At 71.3% G+C, this 20,282-nt stretch carries 19 protein-coding genes, 1 pseudogene and 1 other annotated feature; of the genes and pseudogenes, 11 read left to right on the top strand and 9 right to left on the bottom strand.

Annotated elements, in window-relative coordinates:
• The first annotated feature begins 26 nt into the window (after positions 1 to 26).
• Positions 27 to 461 carry a nucleoside deaminase gene (locus H490_RS17145; RefSeq protein ID WP_017882617.1) on the top strand — a complete coding sequence of 145 codons (435 nt, stop codon included), beginning with the start codon at positions 27 to 29 and terminating at the stop codon, positions 459 to 461.
• A gap of 80 nt (positions 462 to 541) precedes the next feature.
• On the opposite strand, the gene H490_RS17150 is transcribed toward H490_RS17145, so the two are convergent.
• From H490_RS17150 to H490_RS17175, 6 genes are all read right to left on the bottom strand, one after another.
• The gene (locus H490_RS17150) at positions 542 to 1,612 is read right to left on the bottom strand and encodes an ABC transporter ATP-binding protein (RefSeq protein ID WP_017882618.1); all 1,071 of its coding nucleotides are present in this window, start codon (positions 1,610 to 1,612) and stop codon (positions 542 to 544) included.
• Between the two features lies 1 nt (position 1,613).
• Positions 1,614 to 2,504, bottom strand: coding sequence for an ABC transporter permease (locus H490_RS17155; protein ID WP_081611556.1), 891 nt, complete (start codon positions 2,502 to 2,504; stop codon positions 1,614 to 1,616).
• Positions 2,501 to 3,349, bottom strand: coding sequence for an ABC transporter permease (locus H490_RS17160; RefSeq protein WP_017882620.1), 849 nt, complete (start codon positions 3,347 to 3,349; stop codon positions 2,501 to 2,503). The genes H490_RS17155 and H490_RS17160 overlap by 4 nt, the downstream gene beginning before the upstream one ends.
• A 65-nt stretch (positions 3,350 to 3,414) precedes the next feature.
• On the bottom strand, positions 3,415 to 4,554 hold the full coding sequence (locus H490_RS17165; RefSeq protein ID WP_017882621.1) for an ABC transporter substrate-binding protein: 1,140 nt from the start codon (positions 4,552 to 4,554) through the stop codon (positions 3,415 to 3,417).
• Positions 4,555 to 4,707: 153 nt separating this feature from the next.
• Positions 4,708 to 5,010 (bottom strand): hypothetical protein, encoded by a 303-nt coding sequence (locus tag H490_RS17170; protein WP_017882622.1) that lies wholly within the window; start codon positions 5,008 to 5,010, stop codon positions 4,708 to 4,710.
• 53 nt (positions 5,011 to 5,063) lie between these two features.
• On the bottom strand, positions 5,064 to 6,032 hold the full coding sequence (locus H490_RS17175) for a helix-turn-helix domain-containing protein (RefSeq protein WP_051066112.1): 969 nt from the start codon (positions 6,030 to 6,032) through the stop codon (positions 5,064 to 5,066).
• A gap of 212 nt (positions 6,033 to 6,244) precedes the next feature.
• On the opposite strand from H490_RS17175, the gene H490_RS17180 reads away from it, so the two are divergent.
• The 9 genes from H490_RS17180 to H490_RS17220 all read left to right on the top strand — a co-directional run bounded on the left by H490_RS17180 (position 6,245) and on the right by H490_RS17220 (position 14,770).
• The gene (locus H490_RS17180; protein ID WP_017882624.1) at positions 6,245 to 6,658 is read left to right on the top strand and encodes a carboxymuconolactone decarboxylase family protein; all 414 of its coding nucleotides are present in this window, start codon (positions 6,245 to 6,247) and stop codon (positions 6,656 to 6,658) included.
• Positions 6,659 to 6,682: 24 nt separating this feature from the next.
• Complete coding sequence (locus H490_RS17185; RefSeq protein ID WP_017882625.1) at positions 6,683 to 7,570, top strand: NAD(P)-dependent oxidoreductase; 888 nt, start codon at positions 6,683 to 6,685, stop codon at positions 7,568 to 7,570.
• A gap of 8 nt (positions 7,571 to 7,578) precedes the next feature.
• Positions 7,579 to 8,124 carry a TRAP transporter small permease gene (locus tag H490_RS17190; RefSeq protein WP_017882626.1) on the top strand — a complete coding sequence of 182 codons (546 nt, stop codon included), beginning with the start codon at positions 7,579 to 7,581 and terminating at the stop codon, positions 8,122 to 8,124.
• A 39-nt stretch (positions 8,125 to 8,163) separates the two neighbouring features.
• Positions 8,164 to 9,621: a TRAP transporter large permease gene (locus H490_RS17195; protein WP_017882627.1), complete on the top strand. Its 1,458-nt coding sequence runs from the start codon at positions 8,164 to 8,166 to the stop codon at positions 9,619 to 9,621.
• 118 nt (positions 9,622 to 9,739) lie between these two features.
• Positions 9,740 to 10,315 (top strand): hypothetical protein, encoded by a 576-nt coding sequence (locus H490_RS32790; protein WP_017882628.1) that lies wholly within the window; start codon positions 9,740 to 9,742, stop codon positions 10,313 to 10,315.
• Positions 10,316 to 10,412: 97 nt separating this feature from the next.
• Positions 10,413 to 10,961 carry a hypothetical protein gene (locus H490_RS32795; protein ID WP_256378800.1) on the top strand — a complete coding sequence of 183 codons (549 nt, stop codon included), beginning with the start codon at positions 10,413 to 10,415 and terminating at the stop codon, positions 10,959 to 10,961.
• A 35-nt stretch (positions 10,962 to 10,996) separates the two neighbouring features.
• Positions 10,997 to 12,400: an aldehyde dehydrogenase family protein gene (locus tag H490_RS17210; protein WP_017882630.1), complete on the top strand. Its 1,404-nt coding sequence runs from the start codon at positions 10,997 to 10,999 to the stop codon at positions 12,398 to 12,400.
• A gap of 29 nt (positions 12,401 to 12,429) precedes the next feature.
• Positions 12,430 to 13,284, top strand: a complete 855-nt coding sequence (gene proC / locus H490_RS17215; protein WP_031289483.1) for a pyrroline-5-carboxylate reductase — start codon at positions 12,430 to 12,432, stop codon at positions 13,282 to 13,284.
• Positions 13,285 to 13,432: 148 nt separating this feature from the next.
• The gene (locus tag H490_RS17220) at positions 13,433 to 14,770 is read left to right on the top strand and encodes an MFS transporter (RefSeq protein WP_017882632.1); all 1,338 of its coding nucleotides are present in this window, start codon (positions 13,433 to 13,435) and stop codon (positions 14,768 to 14,770) included.
• Between the two features lie 10 nt (positions 14,771 to 14,780).
• Here the strand turns inward: H490_RS17220 and H490_RS17225 are convergent, their stop codons facing one another.
• Both H490_RS17225 and H490_RS32985 read right to left on the bottom strand, forming a co-directional pair.
• Entirely contained in the window at positions 14,781 to 15,704 is a 924-nt protein-coding gene (locus tag H490_RS17225; protein ID WP_017882633.1) for a LysR family transcriptional regulator, read from the bottom strand.
• A gap of 77 nt (positions 15,705 to 15,781) precedes the next feature.
• Positions 15,782 to 15,921: a sequence feature (16S ribosomal RNA rRNA prediction is too short), on the bottom strand.
• Between the two features lie 93 nt (positions 15,922 to 16,014).
• Positions 16,015 to 16,275 (bottom strand): annotated as a pseudogene (locus H490_RS32985) (HtaA domain-containing protein); the annotation flags it as partial.
• A 114-nt stretch (positions 16,276 to 16,389) separates the two neighbouring features.
• Here H490_RS32985 and H490_RS17235 point away from each other — a divergent pair.
• Positions 16,390 to 19,404, top strand: coding sequence for a cytochrome P450 (locus H490_RS17235; RefSeq protein ID WP_017882634.1), 3,015 nt, complete (start codon positions 16,390 to 16,392; stop codon positions 19,402 to 19,404).
• A gap of 132 nt (positions 19,405 to 19,536) precedes the next feature.
• Here the strand turns inward: H490_RS17235 and H490_RS17240 are convergent, their stop codons facing one another.
• Positions 19,537 to 20,202 carry a potassium channel family protein gene (locus H490_RS17240; protein WP_031289485.1) on the bottom strand — a complete coding sequence of 222 codons (666 nt, stop codon included), beginning with the start codon at positions 20,200 to 20,202 and terminating at the stop codon, positions 19,537 to 19,539.
• Positions 20,203 to 20,282 lie beyond the last annotated feature (80 nt).

Consider the following 20,282-nt stretch of genomic DNA (forward strand, 5'->3'; position numbering starts at 1 on the left):
CTCCATCGCCAGGCGACCTCGCCGCGATGGACCTCGCGCTCGCGGAGGCGCGCCGCGCCGCCGGTGAGGGGGAGATCCCCGTGGGCGCGGTGCTGCTGGGGCCGCGGGGCTCGGTGCTCGGCACGGGCCGCAACACGCGCGAGGGCGATCCGGATCCGACGGGCCACGCCGAGGTCATCGCCATCCGCGAGGCGGCGCGGGCCCTCGGCGACCGGGTGCTCGACGACTGCACGCTCGTGGTCACCCTGGAGCCGTGCGCGATGTGCGCGGGGGCGATCCTCGCCGCGCGCCTGCCGCGGGTCGTGTTCGGCGCGTGGGACGAGAAGGCCGGGGCCGCGGGCAGCGTCTACGACCTGCTGCGCGACGGCCGCCTGCCGCACCCGGTGCCCGAGGTGGTGTCCGGGGTGCGCGCCGAGCAGAGCGCCGCGCTGCTGCGGGAGTTCTTCGAGCAGCGTCGGTGAGGGATCCGGCTCCGGTGCGACCGCGGAGTTCCGAGGTCGCACCGGAGCCGCACCCGCCCCGCGGGCGCGCGGCGCATCGGTCAGCTCCGCGGCGCCACCGTCACGGGCTCCGCGGCGAACGACACCCGCACCCGGTCGCCCGCCCCGTAGGCCGCCTCGGCGCCGTGCTGCACTGCGAGCGTGTCACCGTCTGCGAACTGCACGATGGTGCGGCGGATCGGCCCGAGGAATCCACTCGACACCACCACTGCGTCGAGCTGCCCCGCGCCCCGCTGGGAGCCGGCCCCGAGCCGCACGTGCTCCGGGCGCACGTAGACCCGCACCTCGGCGCCGCCGGTCGCGGGCGGCGCCACGACGGGGAGTTCGGCGCCGCGCACGATCACCCGGTCGCCCTCGAGCCGGCCGTCGACCTGGTTCGAGAGCCCCACGAAGTCGGCCACGAAGGGCGACGCGGGGCGGCGGTAGAGCTCTTCGGGCGTGCCGAGCTGCGCGATCCGACCGCCCTCCATCACGGCGACCCGGTCCGAGACCGCGAGCGCCTCCTCCTGATCGTGGGTGACGAACACGGTCGTGATGCCGAGCTCGGTCTGGATGAGCCGGATCTGCTCGCGCAGCCGCACGCGCACCTTGGCGTCGAGCGCCGAGAGCGGCTCATCGAGCAGCAGGGCCCGCGGCCGGGTGACGAGTGCGCGGGCGAGCGCCACGCGCTGCTGCTGGCCGCCCGACAGCTCATGCGGAAAGCGCTCGGCGAGGTGCGAGAGGCCCACGATGTCGAGCATGTCGGCGCTGCGCGCCGACCGCTCGGCCCTCGGTACGCGCCGCATCTCAAGGCCGAACTCGACGTTGCGCGCCACCGTGAGGTGGGGGAAGAGCGAGTACTGCTGGAAGACCATGCCGATGTCGCGGCGGTTCACGGGCACCCCCGTGACGTCGTCGTCGCCGATGAGCACACGGCCGCCCGAGACCGGCTCGAGCCCGGCGATGCAGCGAAGCGCGGTCGTCTTGCCGCAGCCCGAGGGGCCGAGCAGGCAGATCAGCTCGCCGGGGGCGAGCTCGAGGTCGACGCCGTGCAGCACCGTGGTGGAACCGTAGGACTTGGCGACCCGCTCCAGGCGGACCGAGGAACCGGTGTTCGAGGGATCGGTGGGCACGTCAGGACTCCTTGGCGGTGGCGGAAACTGGGGCTGGCGCGGCCGGGGCGCCGGGTGCGGCGAGCGCGCCCGCGACGGGGCCGCCGACGCGTCGCGCGCGTCGCCGCGTCGCCGAGCCGGTGCTGCTCACCGCGAGCAGCACGGCGAAGGCGCCGATGAGCGAGAGCAGCGAGACGATGACGGCCGCGAACGGGTCGGACTTCGACACCTGCAGCAGCGCGACCTGCAGGGTCGTGCGGTTGAGCAGCGACGAGACGGTGAACTCGCCGAGCACGATCGCGATGGTGAGCAGCGATGCCGCGAGCAGGCCTCGCCGCACCCCCGGCGCGATGACCCGCACGAGCACGGTGCCCCAGCCCGCGCCGAGCGACCGGGCGGCCTCGGCGCGGGTGCGGGCGTCCATACCCTGCAGATCGGCCACGATGGCGCGGTACGCGAACGGCAGCACGAGCACGCCGTAGGCGAGGCCCAGCGTCCAGACCCCCGACCCGAGCAGCTGCCCGATCACCCGGTAGACGGGTGCGAAACCCACGACGAGCACGATCGCGGGGATCGCGATCGGCAGCACGGTGAGCAGGTCGAGCGCGCGCTCGAGGCGCGGGAAGCGCAGGTGCACCAGCACGATCGTGGGGAAGAACAGCACGAGCACGATCGCGAGTGCGATGGCTGCGAGCGCGAAGGAGTTGCCGATGCCCTGAAACAGCGTGCGGTACCTGCGCGCGTTCTCGGGATCGAACAGCGCCGCCCAGTGCTCGAGGCCGTAGCCGCCGGCGGTCTGCCGCAGGGTGAACTCGAGCATGGCGACCAGCGGGATCAGGAAGAGGCCGCCGACGACCGCGACGACGATGCGGGCGGCGACGGGCGAGGGGCGCCCGGGCACTCGCGCGCTCATCGCTGCCACCTCGCGGCGCGCGCCATGAGTCGCCCGTAGACGAGCATCACCGCGGTCATCACGACGATCATGCCGAGCGCGAGGGCGCCCGCCGTGCTCGCGCTGCTGCCGCCGGTCTCGCCGATGAGGGCGGCGCGGATCTGCAGCGGCACGATCTGCGAGCCCTGGCTGATGAGCGCCGCCGCGGTCGCGTACGACGAGAACGCGTTGGCGAACAGCAGCAGCAGCGAGCCGAGGAACGCGGGCGCGAGCACCGGCAGGCCGACCCGCAGCCAGTACGCGCCGCTCGATCCGCCCAGGGTGGCGACCGCCTCTGCCCAGCCCGGCCGCAGCGCGCTGACGGCGGGCAGGAAGGTGATGACCATGAGGGGCACCTGGAAGTAGAGATAGGGCAGGATGAGGCCGGGCAACTCGTAGAGCCAGACGCCGCCCGAATAGATGTCGACCCCGCCCCGCTCGCGCAGCAGCACCGTCACGATGCCCTGGATGCCGATGGTCGCGATGAACGCGAACGCGAGCATGACGCCGCCGAACTGCGCCAGCACGGAGCTGGCGGAGTCGACGACCCGGCGCAGCGGCCCCGTCTCGGGCAGAGCCGCGAGGGCCCAGCAGAGCACCGCTCCCACGACCGCGCCGATGGCGGCGGTGAGGGCGCTCACCCAGATGCTGGCGCCGAATGCCTCGAGCGTGGCGGGGGCGAGCAGCGCGCCCAGGTTGTCGAGGGTGAACCCCTCGTCGTCGAAGAACCCGCTGCCGATGGCGAGCAGCGTGGGCACGGCGAGGAACAGCAGCACGTAGGCCGCGAACGGGGCGAGCCCGAGTGCCGGGAGGATGCGCGACTTCATGAGGGAAGCGGAGCGGCGCCCCGCGCGACCCGGCTCGACCGGGAGGTGCGGGGCGCCGCGAGCCGTCACTTGATCGTCGCGGCCCAGCGCTCGGCGAGCACCGCGTTCGCGGCCTCGGTCTGCGCCTGGTCGGGCGAGATCCAGTCGTCGCCCTCCGTTCCGAAGGTCGCGGCCTCGATGAGACCCTCGTCGGCGGCGCCCGAGGCCTTCAGGGCGTCGACGCGCACGGGCACGGCGTTCCCTTCGAGGAACAGGGCCTGCGCCTCGTCAGAGAAGATCCACTCCTGCCAGAGGCGGGCGGCCGCCGGGTGCGGGGCGTCGGCATTGATGGCCTCGTTGTAGAAGCTGACGTACGCGGCGCCGGGGATGACCGTGGTCTTCCAGCTCGGCTTGTCGGCCGCGGCCGCGACGTTGTTGAACGACCAGTCGAACACGGCCGGGGTCTCGCCCGACGCGATGGTCGCGGGAGTGGGGTCGAGGGTGAGGAAGTTCCCCGCTCCGCGCAGCTGCCCCACGAAGTCGATGCCGGGGCCGAAGTCGTCGACGCCGCCGCCGTTCAGCGCCGCGATCCAGCCCACCGCGGCGAACGCCGCACCGGCCTGCGTCGGGTCGCCGTTCAGCGCGACCGCACCGCGGTAGTCGTCGCTCAGCAGATCGTCGAGCGAGGTGGGCTCGGGCAGCTTGTCGCTGTCGTAGCCGATCGACATGACGCCCGAGTAGTTGTTCACCCACAGCCCTTCGGGGTGCTTGTTCTCGTCGGGGATGTCGTCCCAGGTCTCGACCTTGTAGGGCGCGAACTTGTCGGTGTTCTCGAGCGCGACGGCCGCGCCGAGGTCGAAGACGTCGGGGGCGGTGTCCTGGCCCTTGAGGTTCTCGGCGGCCTGGATCTCCTCGGCGCTCGACGCGTCGGGCGACGCGGAGTTGACTGTGATGCCGTACTCCTCCTCGAAGCCGGCGATGATCGCGCCGTAGTTGGCCCAGTCCTCGGGCAGCGCGATCACGTTGAGCTCGCCCTCGGCCTGAGCGGCTGCGACGAGCGCGTCGAAGCCGCCGAGATCGGCTGCGCTGGTGGCGGTCGAGGCGTCGACGGCGTTCCCCGAAGCGGTGTCGTCGCCGCCGTTCGAGGAGCAGGCCGCGAGGGTGCCGCCCAGCAGGAGGGCGGTGGTGACCAGGGCTGCGGAGCGCAGGAGTGCGCGAGAATTCACGTGGATTCCCTTTCGTGACGTGGGTGCGGATCGCCGGGTCGGCGCTCGCGGCACCGCCCGGGGCGGTGCCGATCCGACACCACGCTAGGGAGCGCGGATGTCCTCGTGGGGCTCGGCGCGTGACGCGCCGGTGAACTCTCGGTGCGCGACGGGTCAGTCGTACGACAGCGTGACGATGGAGCTGGTCGACGGCGTCGCCGCGTTCGGGTCGAGGTAGACGTCGGGCTCGAGGTAGATCACGGCGACCTCGGCGACCGCGGCCTGCACCCGGCGCTTGGCCTGGTGCAGCACGAACGAGACCTCGCGCATCGTGAGATCGGGATCGAGGTCCACCTTCGCCGCGACCATGAGTTCGCCGTCGGCCTCTCCGAGGTCGAGGCTGATCACCCGGGAGATCCTCGCGCCGTCCAGCAGCGCCTCTTCGATGTGTGCCCGGTGCTCGCTACCCGCGGTCATCTCGATCCCTTCGTCGCTTGCCCATATTCTACGGGGGAGGCCTCCGGATCGGGTCATAGAAGCGCGACTGCGCGGAGATGCGCGAGTCGGTGCTCGCGCGGCGTGCGACCGTAAGTCGACTTGAAGAGCTTGCTGAAGTGGCTGAGGTCGACGAAGCCCCCGGCCTGCGCGATCTGCAGCACCGTGCGCTCCTGCAGCGCGGAGTCTTCGAGGTCGATGCGGCAGCGCTCGAGGCGCCGCGACCGGATGTAGCCGGAGACGGTGAGCCCCTCCTCCTGGAACAGGTACTGCAGCTGGCGCGTGGAGATGAAGTGGGTCTTCGCGATGGAGTCGGTGTTGAGATCGGGGTCGCAGAGGTGCGAGTCGATGTACATGCGCACCGACTCGAACGCCACGCCGTGCTCGTCGCGCGTCGACGTCGCCTGGATCTCGGACGAGAGCAGCGCCGTGATGAGCTCGAAGGCGCTGTGCATGATGCGAGAGCCGTTCACGCCCTCGAGCTGGTCGAGGTTCTCGGCCATGTGCTGCATGAAGGGGCAGATCACGCGGCCGATCCCCGTGTCGCCCGCGAGCCGCGCCGCGGTGACCGTGTGCACCATGCTCGCCGAGAGCCCCAGCATGGAGTGGGGGAAGAGCATGACGAGCGACCGCATGGGCCCGCCGTACTCGAGGGTGTAGGGGCGCGACGTGTCGTAGATGGCGGCGTCGCCCGGGTTGAGGTGGGCGCTGCGACCGTCCTGCATCACGAGACCGGTGCCCTCGAGCTGCATGCTCAGCTTGAGGTGGTCGTTCTTGTCGCGGCGGATGGCGTTCGAGAGCCGGTGCACGCTGTGCGACGACGCGGCGATGTCGGTGACGCAGATGCCGCCGATGGTGCGGGTGCGGATCGTGCCCGTGAAGGTCTCGGGCGAGCCGGTCGACAGCGCGAGCGGCACGAAGCGGTTGCCGACCAGCCGCACCCACTCGTCGAATCCGACCGACTCGTGCGACTCCATCGAATACTGGGGATCGTGCGCCGACATCGGCATGCCTCCTTGCCCGGTGAACATCATCGTCCGTGTGCAAGAGTACGACCAACCGGCCGCCGCTTCCAGCCCGGGCGGCGGGCCGCGCGACGGGCTGCGCGATCTGCCAGCGGGACTGCGGCAGCGGACAAGTGACGCGCCCGCCGCCTCGGGCACACTGATGAGCAGCGCGGCGACGCGGCCGCGGCGAATCTTCGAAGGAGTGGATCGTGATCCGAGACGAGCTGTACGACGTCGGCCTGCGTCAGCGACGCACCATGTTCGGACCCGAGGGGGCGGAGGGTCAGGTGGAGCACACCACCGACCTCAACGACAAGCTGCAGGACTTCGTCACCCGGTACTGCTTCGGCGATATCTGGCAGCGCGACGGGCTCTCGTACGCCGAGCGCAGCCGCATCACGTTCGCGATGCTGATCGCGCAGGGCAAGTCGCACGAGCTGCGGGTGCACGCGCGCGGTGCGCTGGCCAACGGCGTCTCCCCGGTCGAGCTGCGCGAGGTCGTCGTGCACTCGATCCTCTACTGCGGCATCCCCGCCGCGGTCGAGGGGCTGCGCGCGCTCGAGGAGATCCTCGAGGAGCGGGGCATCGCGCTGGATCTCGACGGGGAAGCGGAGCGCCCCTAGCGGGTGCGGGAGAGGAGCAACGACATGAACGAGCGGATCACACGGGTCGGCTTCATCGGTCTGGGCACGATGGGCGACCCCATGTCCAGCAACATCGCGGCGTCGGGGGAGTTCGACCTGGCCCTGTTCGACGTCGATCACGACCGTGCGCGAGAGCTCGCGGGACGCGTCGGCGCGTCGGCCGTGGAGCGCGTCGCAGACCTCGCCGATCGCGAGGTGATCGTCATGATGCTGCCGACCAGCGCCATCGTGCGCGAGGCGCTGCTCGACGGCGACGGCGCCCCCCGTATCCCGGCCCGCCCCGGCACGGTCTTCGTCGACATGAGCTCGTCGGATCCGACCGAGACCGTCGAGACGGGCGAGGCGCTGCACCGCGCGGGGTACGCCCTCGTCGACGCCCCCGTGTCGGGTGCGCGGGAACGAGCGGTCGACGGCACCCTCTCGATCATGCTCGGCGCCGACGACGCCGCCGCGGCCGAGCGGGCGATCCCCGTGATCGAGACGATGAGCTCGCGCATCTTCCGCACCGGCAGGCTGGGCACCGGGCACGCGATGAAGGCCCTCAACAACTTCGTGGCCGCGGCGGCGTTCACCGCGGCATCCGAGGCGCTCGCCGCGGGCGCCGACTTCGGCCTCGACCCCGATGTGATGGTCGAGGTGTTCAACGCCTCGACGGGGCAGAGCTTCGTCACCACCCACGTGCTGCCCGCGCACGTCGTGGGCGAGCAGTACGCGAGCGGCTTCGCGCTGCCGCTCTTCACGAAGGACGTGAGGATCGCGCAGCGGGTGCAGCAGGCCGCCGGCCGCGAGGCGCCCGTCTGCGACGCCGTGACCCGCGTCATGGGCGAGGCGCTGGACGCCCTCGGCAACGTGGACCACACGCGCGCCTTCGAGTTCTGGCGGGACCGCTAGGGCGCGCCATGGAGACCTCGGCAGAACCCGGCGGGTCGGCCTTCGACCGCTGGCTGAAGCGGTGCAGCGCCGCGCTCGGCGTCATCGCGGCGGGCGCCCTCGTGGTGCTCATGCTCGCGACCGTGATCGACGTGCTCGTGCGCTGGACCACCCGCGCGAGCCTGCCCGGCATGATGGAGATCGCCGAGACGGCGCTCGTCGCGTCGGTGTTCCTCGGCCTCGCGTGGACCTCGATCCAGGGCGGCCATGTAGCCGTCACGATCGTCACCGACCGCTTGAAGCCCGGCCTCGCGCGGGCGGTGTCGATGCTCATCTGGACGCTCAACGCCGTGATCCTCGCCTGGATGACCGCCGCCCTCCTCGCGCGCGCCGTGCAGTCGACGAGCATGAGCGAGACCCGCTTCGGCCTCGTGCAGTGGCCCATCTGGCCGCTGCGCTGGATCATCGCGGCCGGCGTGCTGTTCTGGGCGATCGTCGCGCTCGTCAACCTGGTGCGCGTGATCCGCGGCCGCACCGCCTACGGAGAAGACGCGGAGGTGGTGCTCGATGCGTAGCGCCCGCCCCCGTTCCACACCTCGGACAGGAGACCCGTCATGCTCGTCACAGTGATCGTGCTCACGATCGTCGTGCTGCTGCTCGTGCTGCTGATGCTGCGCATGCCGGTCGCCCTCTCGCTCGCCCTCTCGGGCGCGCTGGGCCTCGGCATCCTGCAGGGCACCGGCTACACCACGAACGTGCTCGGCTCCGTGCCCTTCAGCGCGACCGCGAGCTTCTCGCTGACGATCATCCCCATGTTCATACTCATGGGCATGTTCGCCATGCGGGCCCGGATCGCGGAGCACGTGTTCGCGGTCGCGAACCACATGGTCAGCCGCTTCCCGGGAGGCCTCGGCGTCGCCACCGTCATGGCGTGCGCGGGCTTCTCGGCGGTCTCTGGGTCGAGCATCGGCACGGCCGCCACCATGTCGAAGCTGTCGGTCGGCCAGATGCGCGCCTACGGCTACCCCGCGGCGCTCGCGACGGGCATCGTGGCCATCGCCGGCACCCTCGGCGTCGTGATCCCGCCGAGCACCTTCCTCGTGCTGTACGCGATCATGACGGGCGAGTCGGTCGCGCAGATCCTCGCCGCGGGCATCATCCCGGGCGTGCTCTCGGCGCTCGGCTACATCGTGTACATCCTGGTCGTCGGGCACCGGCAGATCGTGCGGCCCGAGGCGACGCTCGCCGAGGCGGTCGCGGTCGCGCACTCCGACGCCGCCGAGGCGCGCGGCGCGAGTCGCGCCCGCACCGCGGAGCCGACCGCGGCCGCCGCCGCGCTGCCTCCGGGCACCCCGGACACGGAGGCCGTGCAGCAGGTCTACGGCCGCACGCTGCGCACCCTGCCGTGGCGGGGGCTCGTGCGCCTGAGCGTGATCTTCCTGATCATCCTCGGCGGTATGTTCTCCGGCGTCTTCACCTCGACCGAGTCGGCCGCGATCGCCGCGTTCGTGGCGCTCCTCATCCTGCTCTGGGAGTTCCGGCGCGACGGCTGGAGCACCATGTGGGGCAACGTGAAGGGCGCACTGCTCGACACGGCGCAGACCACGTCGATGGTGTTCATGATCCTCGTCGGCTCGAGCGTGTTCTCGACCTTCCTCATCGCGGCCCACGTGCCCGACACCGTGACCAGCTGGGTCGCGGGGCTCGACGTGCCGCCGCTGCTGACGATCGGGCTGCTCCTGCTGCTCCTGCTGCCGCTCGGCACCGCCCTCGACGAGATCTCGGTGCTCATCATCACGATCCCGATCATCTATCCGATCGCGATGGAGCTCGGCTTCGACGGCATCTGGCTCGGCCTCATGGTCGTGAAGCTCACGGCGATCGGCATGGTGACGCCACCGGTCGGCATGACGTGCTTCGTCGTCTCCGGGGCCACGGGCGTGCGCACCGAGACGGTGTTCAAGGGCGTGCTGCCGCTCATGCTGATGGATCTCGTGGTCTCGGCGATCCTCTTCTTCGTGCCCGCGATCACGCTCTTCCTGCCGTCGCTCGTCGCTCAGAGCGCCGGCTGAGACTCCTTGCGCGAACGCCTCATCCGTCTGCGCCGCCTGCCAAAGACAGTGCCGGCGCACCGCTGAACAATGAAGTCAACCTCGCTCCGTACGGCAGCGGGACACCCACGAAAGGACAATGATGTTCTCCACCCACCAGCACCCCCGTCGGGTCGGCCGCACCGCCGCCTCGATCGGCCTCATCGCGGTCGCGGGCCTCGTGCTCGCCGGCTGCTCCGGCATCAACAACGCGTCGTCGGGCGGAGACGGCGGAGACGGCGGGGAATCGGTCACCTGGACGCTCGTGACCGGCGCTCAGGCCGACACCCCGAACGCGGCCGTGCAGAACTGGTTCCTCGACCGCGTCGAGGAGGTCACCGAGGGCCGCATCACCTTCGAGCGCACCGCCACCGAGGCGCTCTGCAAGGCGCCCGAGGTCGCCGACTGCGTGCGCGACGGCCGCGCCCAGATCGGCGTCACGGTGCCCGACTACACGCCCCAGTACTTCCCCTCCACCAGCATGGTGAGCATCCCGTTCCTCAGCCAGAACGCCCAGGCCGCGATGCAGTCCATCTACGACCTGCACGAGGACTACGATCCCGCGAAGGCGATCATGGAGCGCAACGGCCTGCACCACGTCGCGACGTGGCCGGTCGGCCGCTTTTTCGAACGCTTTTTGTTCGGTGACCTNATACACATAGGCTACGAATCGTAGGCAAAGGCGCGCAGGACTTGGCTTCGCACCTGTCTTCTGTGACGGTCTCGATGCGGGTGATGAGCAAAAGTGATGCGAAAAGATCATCCAGCAGGCCATCGGCAACGAGGGCGCGAACATCGTCGCCGTCACGGCGCCGGAGACCTACGAGGCGGTCGAGCGCGGGGTCGTCTCCACGATCGGCGGCGCCATCGACTTCCCGGTGAACTACGGGCTGATGGAACTGCTGCCCGACTGGACCGACCCGGGCATCGGCCAGTACTCGACCTTCGGCATGTGGGTGAACGCCGACGCCTACAACGCGCTCCCCGACGACCTGCGCGAGCAGTTCGACCAGGTGACCGAGGAGCTGAACACCGGTGAGGGCATCGCGGCGTTCAACGAGGTCGCGGCCGGCCAGTGCCAGCAGATGAAGGATGCCCCGACCGTGAAATCGCTCACGGCGTGGGCCGAGCAGGACACCCAGGCCTGGAAGGACGCGCTCGGCGACTCGGGTCAGGAGATGTGGATCGAGCTCGCCACCGAGCAGGGGCTCGAGGACGCCGAGGGGGTGCTCGAGCAGTACCTCGCCGGGCTGGAGAGCTACGACGACGTGGCCTACGACGACGCGACGAGCGCCTGCGTGGCCTCCTTCGGCGACCGTTGAGCGGTGCGCCGGTACGAGACGAGAGGAAGACTGAGATGACCGACAACACGCTGCTGGACGCGATCTCCGCGACACAGGAGGAGGGGCGCCCGATTCCGGACGCCGCCACGGGCGAGACCATGGGCTACGCCCCGGTGCACACGACGGCCGATCTCGACGCCGCGGTGGAGGCGGCGCGGGCCGCCCAGCCGGCCTGGGCCGGCCTCGGACACGAGGAGCGCGCGCGGCTGCTGCGGCTCGCGGCCGACGAGATCGAGGCGAACGCCGAGGATCTCGCGCGGATCATCGCGCGGGAGCAGGGCAAGCCGTTGAACGGCGCCGGGGCGCGGTTCGAGGCCGGCGGCTGCGCGGTCTGGGTGCGCAGCGCGGCCGACACCGCGATCGAGCCCGAGGTGCTGTTCGAGGCGGAGGGCACCCGCTCCGAGCTGCACTACGTGCCGCTCGGCGTGGTGGCGGCGATCGGGCCGTGGAACTGGCCCGCGCTGATCGGCATCTGGCAGATCGCCCCGTCGCTGCGCATGGGGAACGCGGTGGTGGTGAAGCCGAGCAGCTACACCCCGCTCAGCGTGCTCGCGGTCGTCGAACTCATGAACCGGCACCTGCCGGAGGGGGTGCTGACCGTCGTCTCGGGCAACCGGGATGTAGGAGCGCGCATCGCGAGCCACCCCGGCATCGACAAGGTGATGTTCACCGGGTCGACCGAGACGGGCCGGGAGATCGTGCGCAGCTCGGCCGACAACCTCGCGAGGCTCACGCTCGAGCTGGGCGGCAACGACCCGGGAATCGTGCTCCCCGGAGCCGATGCGCGGGCGATCGCCGAGGGGCTCTTCTGGGGCATCTTCATCAACACCGGCCAGACCTGCGCCGCGTTGAAGCGCCTGTACGTGCACGACTCCGTGCACGACGAGGTGGTCGCCGCGCTCGCGGAGCTGGCGGAGTCGATCCCGATGGGGCCCGGGACGGATGAGGGCAGCCTGCTCGGGCCGCTGACGACGCCGCAGCAGTTCGAGATCGTCTCGCGCCTCGTCGACGACGCGCGCGCCCGGGGGGCGAGGATCGTGACCGGCGGCGAGCCCGCGGAGGAGCTCGGCGCGCAGTTCTACCGCGCGACGATCGTCACCGACATCGAGGACGGCGCGGCTCTCGTCGACGAGGAGCAGTTCGGCCCGGTGATCCCGGTGATCCGCTACTCCGATCTCGACGACGCGATCGCCCGCGCCAACGCCTCCGAGCAGGGCCTCGGGGCCTCGGTCTGGGGGGATCCGGGGGAGGCGCGTCGCGTGGCGGAGCGCATCGAAGCCGGCACGGTCTGGATCAACCAGCACGGCACGCTCAACCCGATGGTGCCGTTCGGCGGGGTGAAGGCCTCGGGCTACGGACTCGAGTTCGGCGCGCACGGTCTGAAGGCCGTCGCCGCCCCGAAGGTCATCACGGTCTGATCCCCGGGGAGTACCTACACTGGGGAAGCATGAGCAACTCAACGCAGTCAGCAGCACTTCCGCGCACCGCCATGATCGGCGTCGGCTCCATGGGCGGCGCGATCCTGGCGGGGCTGCGCGCCCCCGGGGTGGAGATCGAGCTCCCGATCGCGGTCACCGCCCGGTCGGTCTCGAGCGCCGCGGCGTTCGAGGGCGCGGATGACGTGGTCGCCTACGCGGGCGAGAGCGATCCCGACGCCAACCGCCACGCGGTGCGCGGCGCCGGGCTCGTGATCCTCGCGGTGAAGCCGTGGACGGTCGCCGAAGCGGCGCGAGGGATCGCCGACGCCCTCGAGCCGGGGGCGATCGTCGTGAGCGTCGCCGCGGGCGTGCCGAGCAGGGCGATCGAGGCCGAGCTCCCCGAGGGCGTCGCGGTCGTGCGGGCGATGCCGAACACCCCGTCGCACATCGGGCGCGGGGTGACCGGCATCGCCGGTGGGGCCTCGGCGGGCGAGGAGGCCGTCGCCACGGTGCGGCGCCTGTTCGAGACCGTGGGCGAGGTGCTGGTGGTGCGCGAGGATCAGATCAACGACGTCGCGGCCGTCTCGGGATCCGGCCCGGCCTACGTGTACCTCTACGCCGAGCACATGATCGCGGCGGCGCGGAGGCTCGGCTTCGACGCGGATCAGGCCCGCCTGCTCGTGCAGCAGACGATCGCGGGCGCGGCCGAGCTGATGGTGCGCAGCGACGATGAGCCCGAGCAGCTGCGCCGCAACGTGACGAGCCCGAAGGGCACCACCGAGCGGGCCGTCGAGGTGCTGCAGGCGGCCGACTGGGGCGATCTCTTCGACCGGGCGCTCGCCGCGAACGTGCGGCGATCGGAGGAGCTGGAGCGGGGCGAGTAGACCGGCACCCTCCCTATTCTTCGGTTTTGCAGCATTTGATATGCAGTTAAATCCGTTTGATCCGTGTATGGCCGACGGCCGATGATGTGTGTGGCCCGCGCCGAGGAGGTGCGGGCCGCACATCTCACTACGGACAAGGGAGTCTGTCATGTCCACGTCGGCACCGAGCCGCCCGCGTCGCGAAAGCCGCCGCGTCGCCATCGCCACCATGGTCGGCACCACCATCGAGTGGTACGACTTCTTCATCTACGCGAACACGGCCGCGCTCGTGTTCGCCCAGCTCTTCTTCGAGCCGCTGGGTCAGCAGGCCTCGCTGCTCGTCTCGTTCGCGACGGTCGGCATCAGCTTCCTGTTCCGACCCCTCGGAGCCATCGTCGCCGGGCACCTCGGCGACCGCGTCGGGCGCCGGGCCATGCTCGTCATGACCCTCGTGCTCATGGGCGCCGCGACCACGCTCATCGGCGTGCTGCCGACCTACGCGCAGGTGGGTGTGCTCGCGCCGGTGCTGCTCGTGCTGCTGCGCATCCTGCAGGGCTTCTCGGCCGGCGGGGAGTGGGGCGGCGCGGCGCTCATGGCCGTGGAGCACGCCCCCGACGGCAAGCGCGGGCTGTTCGGCTCGGCGCCGCAGCTCGGCGTGCCCTTCGGCATGCTGCTCGCCTCGGGCGTGCTCGCCATCACCACCGCGGCCTACGGCCCCGAGGGCTTCCTCGAGTTCGGCTGGCGCATCCCGTTCCTCATCGGCGTCGTGCTGCTCGTGGTGGGCTTCATCATCCGCCGCTCGGTCGAGGAGAGCCCCGTGTTCCTCGAGCTGCGCGAGAGCAAGGCCCGCTCCAAGATGCCGCTCGTGGAGCTGCTGAAGAAGCACTGGTGGCTCGTGATCCTCGTCGCCCTCACCTTCGCGGGCAACAACGCCGCGGGCTACATGTCGACGGGCGGCTACGTGCTCTCGTACGCCACGACCGTGCACGGCATGGACCGCACGGCGGTGCTGTGGTGCGTCACGCTCGCCTCGGCGGTGTGGGCGCTCACCACGCTGCTCGGCGGCTGGCTGTCGGACCGCTGGCAGAGCCGCCGCAAGGTGTATCTCGTCGGCTACGCCCTGCAGATCCTGTGGGCGTTCCCGCTCTTCCTGCTCGTCGACACGCAGATCGTGGCGATGGTGGCCGTCTCGCTCGCCGCCTGGATGGTGTCCACCGGACTCACCTACGGCCCGCAGGCCGCGTACTTCGCCGAGATCTTCCCCTCGCGGGTGCGCTACTCGGGAGTCTCCCTCTCCTACGCGCTCGGCGCGATCCTCGGCGGCGCGTTCGCCCCCACGATCGCGACCTGGCTGCAGCAGAGCACCGGGTGGATCGGATCCGTGTCGATCTACCTCGCCGTCATGGGCGCCATCTCGCTCGTGGCCGTGCTCGTCATCAAGGACCGCTGGGGCACCCCGCTCATCGAGCGCTCCGAGGAGCCGCAGCGGGAGGCGGCCACGGTCTGACCCGCGGCCCTCACGAGGGCCAGGCGACGCCCCGCGCGAACTCGATCAGGGCCCGGGTTCGCGCGGGGACCGGCCGATCCGGAGCCCAGATCATGTCGATCGCGACCGGGCGCACCGGCGGAACGATCGTCTTCGCGACGAGGGGCAGGCCCTCGTAGCTCTCGGGGTTGGCGACCCGCGTCACCAGGACGCCGTACCCGAGGCCGCGGGCGACGAGCGTGCGCACCACCTCGTAGCTCGCCGTGCGATGCCTGATGCGCGGGCGCAGACCGCGCTCGGCGAACACGGAGAGGGTGTGCTCGCTCGAGGGCGGCGCATCGAGCAGGATCAGGTCGTCGCCCACGAGCTCGTCGAGCCGCACGCTCGCCCGCCCCGCGAGCGGGTGGTCGGCGGCGAGCAGCGCGTGCGCCTGCAGCTCGTAGAGCCTGGCGCGCTCGGTGTCGCCGGGCACCAGCATGTCGTAGACGAACGCCACGTCGATGCGGCCCGACGCGAGATCCTCGGCCAGCCGATCCTGCGTCGCCTCGCGGATCGAGAGGTCGATGTGCGGGTGCAGCTCGGCGAAGTCCTGCAGCAGCGGCGGCAGGACGGTCGGCGCGAGCGTCGGATAGCAGCCGATCACGACGGGGCCGGACAGCTGCCCGCCGCCCCCGACGGAGCGGCGCAGCTCCTCGGCCTCGGCGAGCATGAGCCGGGCGTGGCGCACGAGCTGAGCCCCCGCGGGCGTGAGGGTGAGCCCGTGGGCCCGGCGGCGCACGCACAGCCGCTCGCGCATGACCGATTCGAGCTCGGTGATGGCGTCGGACATCGCCGAGGGCGAGACGCGCAGCAGCTCGGCGGCGCCCGTGATGGTGCCCTCGTCGGCGGCCGCGACGAAGTAGGCCAGCTGGCGCAGGGTGAACCCGGGCAGGGGCGCGTCGAGCGGTTCAGCCACGCGCGACCACCACCGGGTCGTCGACCTCGGTGCCGGCGGCGTAGGGACCCGAGGCGAAGTTTTCGAAGCACTTTTCGATCGAGGTTGNGATTACTAGCGACTCCGACTTCATGGGGTCGAGTTGCAGACCCCAATCCGAACTGAGACCGACTTTTTGGGATTCGCTCCACCTCGCGGAAAAGCAGTTCGAAAAGTCGAGTTCGAGGCGCTCGATGGCGGCGAAGGCCAGGCGCGATCCCGGTTCGTAGGGGTCTGCGATCGTGAGCTCCCACGCCTGGCCGGGGCGCGCGCCCGGCACCAGCCAGGGGTCCTCGAACACGAGCCTCAGCATGCCGCTGTGCCCGCTGAGCGTCACCGTTCCGGTGAAGCGGAGCGTTCGGTCGGAGATGCCGGCGGCATCGGGGTCAGTGGTCCGAGCGGGGTCCGCCGCCGGGAAGCGGAACCCCTCGCGGGCCACCCGGGCGGGAGGGAGCACGCTCGCCGAGCCGTCGGGCATGCCGATCACGTACTGCACGAGGGAGCGCTTGATGCCCCACTCGAGCGCGGGGCCTTCGGACGAGGTGCGGATCATGCCGCCTATTGTTGCACGTTATCGAATAAACAATGCAGATAATTCCGCTTTTGTTTCGTTTATGCGCCGAGCATACTCGAAGGCGTACGGCAGTTCAGAACGACGAGGTGCGCCATGACGAGCAACGAGGCTCCGGTCGCCGACTGGGTGACCATTCCCGATCTCTATCGCGATCCATTCCCCATCTACGAGCGGCTGCGCGCCGAGGGCGGCGTGCACTGGGTGCCGCAGGTCGGCCGCTACCTCATCACCTCCTACGAGGCTGTGCACGAGACCGAGCTCGACCAGCAGATCTTCTCGGCCGACGAACAGGGTTCGCTGCAGATCCGCGCGATGGGCCACTCGATGCTGCGCCGGGACGACCCCGAGCACTACATCGAGCGCAAGGCCTGGCAGCCGGCGCTGCGCCCGGGCGCCGTGCAGCGGGTCTGGAAGTCGAAGTTCCAGCGCAACGCCGAGCGCTACCTCGAGGAGTTCATCGCGAAGGGCCCCGGCGCAGACCTGATCTGGGACTTCTCGGCCCCCTTCGCCGCCGAGAGCCTGCGCGAGCTCATCGGCCTGCACAACGCCACCCAGCAGGATCTGCAGCGCTGGTCGCAGACGATGATCGACGCCACCGGCAACTACGCCGACGACCCCGAGGTGTGGGCGCTCGGCAAGCAGTCGTTCGACGAGGTCGACGCGGCGCTCGACGAGATGCTCGCGTGGCACGCCGCCAACCCGAACGAGTCGCTGCTCTCGCAGCTGCTGCGCATCCCCGACTACGAGATGCCGCTCGACCGCATCCGGGCCAACGTGAAGATGACGATCGGCGGCGGCCTCAACGAGCCCCGCGACGCCCTCGGCGTCGCCGCCTGGGGGCTGCTCACCCACCCCGAGCAGCGCGCCGCCGTCGAGAGCGACCCCTCGCTGTGGCAGGCCGTCTTCGACGAGACGATCCGGTGGGTGGCGCCCATCGGCCTCTACTCGCGCCAGGTGACGCGCGACACCGACCTCGTCGGCGTGCGGCTGCCCGCGGGCGCCCGCCTCGGCATCTGCATCCTCTCCGCCAACCGCGACGAGCGGGTCTGGGACGATCCCGCGTCGTTCGACATCCGCCGCGAGTCCAAGCCGCACCTTGCCTTCGGCAAGGGCGTGCACGTGTGCCTCGGCGCCTGGGCCGCCCGAGCCGAGGTCGCCGAGGTCGCGCTGCCGCTCCTCTTCTCATCGCTCGACGGCCTCTCGCTCGTGGAAGACGATCCGGCCGAGATCGGCGGGTGGGTGTTCCGGGGCATGACGAAGCTGCCCGTCGCCTGGAGCGGCCGCCGCTCGGCCCGCCCCGCTGCTGCCGCAGCGGGCGAGGCGGCGCCGCCGGCGCCGCGCGTCGCGATCGTGGGATCCGGCCCCGCGGGCAGCTTCACCGCCCAGGCGATGCGACGCAGCTTCCCCACCGCGCCGATCGAGGTGTTCGACGAGCTGCCCACGCCCTACGGCCTCGTGCGCTACGGGGTCGCCGCCGATCATCAGGGCACGAAGGCCGTGGCCCGGCAGTTCGATCGGCTCTTCACCGAGGAGGGCGTGCGATTCCGCGGCAGCTGCCGCGTCGGCGCCGACGTCTCGCTCGAAGACCTGCGCGGAGCGTACGACGCGGTGGTGCTCGCGACCGGCATGCACCGCGACGCGCGGCTCCCCGTTCCCGGCGCAGACCTCGTCCGTGTGCGCGGGGCGGGCGCGGTGACCCGCTTCCTCAACTGCCACCCCGACGAGCCCGTGCCCGACCCGCTCGGGGAGCGCGTCGCCGTCGTCGGCCACGGCAACGTGGCCATGGACATCGTGCGGCTCATCGCGCGCGACGCCGCAGGCCTCGAGGGATCCGACATCGACGACGCCGCGCACCGGCGCTTCACCGAGCGCGTGCGCACCGTGCACGTGGTGGGCCGCAGCGGTCCGGCGACCGCGCGCTTCGACCCGGTCATGGTGCGGGAGCTCGCGGGCCTCGCGGGCGTGCGGCACGTCGTGCACGGGGCGGGCGAGCTCGCCGACGACGGCCGCGACGCGCGCATCGACGCCGTGCGGGCGCTCACCGCGCGGGGCGCGGGTGCGGGCGGCGCTGGCGGTGCGGGTGCCGCGGGACCCGGGGCACCCGCCGGGGAAGCCGAGCCGCGCATCACGATCGAGTGGTGGTTCGGGCTCGCGCCCGAGCGGCTCGAGGGCGAGGGGCGCGTCGAGACCGCGGTGTTCCGGGGAGCTGAGGGCGAGACGAGGATCGCCGTCGACGACGTCATCACGGCGATCGGCTTCGCGGCCGACGACGGCAGTCCGCTCGAGCCGGGGGCGCACCCCGACGGGCGGGTGGAGCCCGGCCTCTACACGGCCGGGTGGCTGCGCCGCGGCCCGCGGGGCACGATCCCGGACCAGCGCGCCGACGCCCGCGATCTCGCCCGCGTCATCGCGGCCGACCTCCAATCGGGAGCGGTGACCGTGTCGGCCGCCGGCCTGCCCCCGATCGCGGGTGAGACCGACTTCGACGGCTGGCGCCGCATCGACCTGCGCGAGCGCCTCACGGCCGCGCCCGGTCGCGAACGCGCGAAACTGCCCACCCGGGAAGCGCAGCTCGAGACCGCGGCCGACACCGGCCTCGAACTGCCACCGCTCGAGACGGGTGCGGCATCGGGCATCGGGCCGGCGGCGCCCACCACGATCCTCTTCGGCACCGAGTCGGGCGGGGCCGAGCTCGTGGCCGACGAGCTCGCCCGCGCGTTCGGCGAGGGAGCGGACCTGGTGGTGCGCGATCTCGCCGAGGTGCGCGCGGCCGACCTCGACCCGTCGCGCATGCACCTCGTGATCTGCTCCACCTACGGCGACGGCGAGGTGCCGAGTGCGGCGCAGCCCTTCGTGCGGGAGCTGACGGACGACCGGCCGGAGCTCGCGGGCGTGCGCTACGCCGTCTTCGGCATGGGCGACCGCAGCTACGAGCGCACCTACTCGCGGGGCAGCGAGCTCGTCGACGAGGCGCTGCAGGCGTGCGGCGCGACGCGAGTGGGGGAGTACGGGCGGCACGACGCCGGCGGCTCGATCCCGGCCGCCGAGGCGGCGCGCGACTGGGCGGCGGGGGTCTTCGCCGAGGTCGCCGCGGCCGTCGCCGGCTGACGAGGCGGTCGAACCGCGCCCGCGGGCCCTGCGCGATACCCGCCGAGAGGCGAGAAAAGCCTGTGACCGGCGCCGATCACGTGCGTTTCCCGCCTCTCGACGGGTCCGGGACGCGCTCGCGCGATCCCGAGCTCAGCCGATCGCGGCGAAGCGCTCCACGTCGGCCGCGGTGCCGCTCACGATGATGAGGTCGTGCGGTGAGACCACCGTGTCCTGCGTGGCGTGCGTGAACGGCTGCCCCGGGGTCTTCACGCCGACCACCGTCACGCGGTAGCGCGTGCGCACGCCGCTCTCCGAGAGCGAGCGGCCCCGGATCGAGCGCGGCGGGTACATCTTCGCGATGACGTAGTTGTTGTCGAACTGGATGAAGTCGAGCATGCTGCCGCTCAGCAGGTGCGCGACCCGCTCGCCGGCCTCGCGCTCGGGGTAGATGACGTGGTTCACCCCGATGCGCTCGAGGATCTTGCCGTGCGAGAGCGAGATCGCCTTCGCCCAGATCTGGGGGATGCCGAGGTCGACGAGGTTCGCGGCGATGAGCACGCTCGACTCGATCGAGGCTCCCGTCGCGACGACCGCGATCTGGAACTCGTCGGCGCCGATCTGGCGCAGCGCGTCCATCGAGCGGGCGTCGGCCTGCACGGCGTGGGTCACACGATCCGCCCACTTCTGCACGAGCTGAGGGTCGGTGTCGACCACCAGCACCTCGCGGTCCTGGCGGTCGAGCTGTCCTGCGGTCGCGGCGCCGAACCGGCCGAGGCCGATCACGATCACCGGGGCGTCACTGCGAATGTCAACCAACGATCTGCCTTTCGTGAGGTGCTATCACCGGTGCGGCGGTGATCTCAATGCGAATGCCAACCAACGATCTCCCTTTCGTG

This window comes from Leucobacter sp. UCD-THU, from assembly GCF_000349545.1.
Lineage (GTDB): Bacteria > Actinomycetota > Actinomycetes > Actinomycetales > Microbacteriaceae > Leucobacter > Leucobacter muris.

Excerpts from the sequence above, each read along its gene's own strand:
- H490_RS17145 (WP_017882617.1), top strand. The coding sequence starts at position 27 with ATGGACCTCGCGCTCGCGGAGGCGCGCCGCGCCGCCGGTGAGGGGGAG.
- H490_RS17155 (WP_081611556.1), bottom strand. The coding sequence starts at position 2,504 with ATGAGCGCGCGAGTGCCCGGGCGCCCCTCGCCCGTCGCCGCCCGCATC.
- H490_RS17160 (WP_017882620.1), bottom strand. The coding sequence starts at position 3,349 with ATGAAGTCGCGCATCCTCCCGGCACTCGGGCTCGCCCCGTTCGCGGCC.
- H490_RS17170 (WP_017882622.1), bottom strand. The coding sequence starts at position 5,010 with ATGACCGCGGGTAGCGAGCACCGGGCACACATCGAAGAGGCGCTGCTG.
- H490_RS17175 (WP_051066112.1), bottom strand. The coding sequence starts at position 6,032 with ATGTCGGCGCACGATCCCCAGTATTCGATGGAGTCGCACGAGTCGGTC.
- H490_RS17185 (WP_017882625.1), top strand. The coding sequence starts at position 6,683 with ATGAACGAGCGGATCACACGGGTCGGCTTCATCGGTCTGGGCACGATG.
- H490_RS17190 (WP_017882626.1), top strand. The coding sequence starts at position 7,579 with ATGGAGACCTCGGCAGAACCCGGCGGGTCGGCCTTCGACCGCTGGCTG.
- H490_RS17195 (WP_017882627.1), top strand. The coding sequence starts at position 8,164 with ATGCTCGTCACAGTGATCGTGCTCACGATCGTCGTGCTGCTGCTCGTG.
- H490_RS17210 (WP_017882630.1), top strand. The coding sequence starts at position 10,997 with ATGACCGACAACACGCTGCTGGACGCGATCTCCGCGACACAGGAGGAG.
- proC (WP_031289483.1), top strand. The coding sequence starts at position 12,430 with ATGAGCAACTCAACGCAGTCAGCAGCACTTCCGCGCACCGCCATGATC.
- H490_RS17220 (WP_017882632.1), top strand. The coding sequence starts at position 13,433 with ATGTCCACGTCGGCACCGAGCCGCCCGCGTCGCGAAAGCCGCCGCGTC.
- H490_RS17235 (WP_017882634.1), top strand. The coding sequence starts at position 16,390 with ATGACGAGCAACGAGGCTCCGGTCGCCGACTGGGTGACCATTCCCGAT.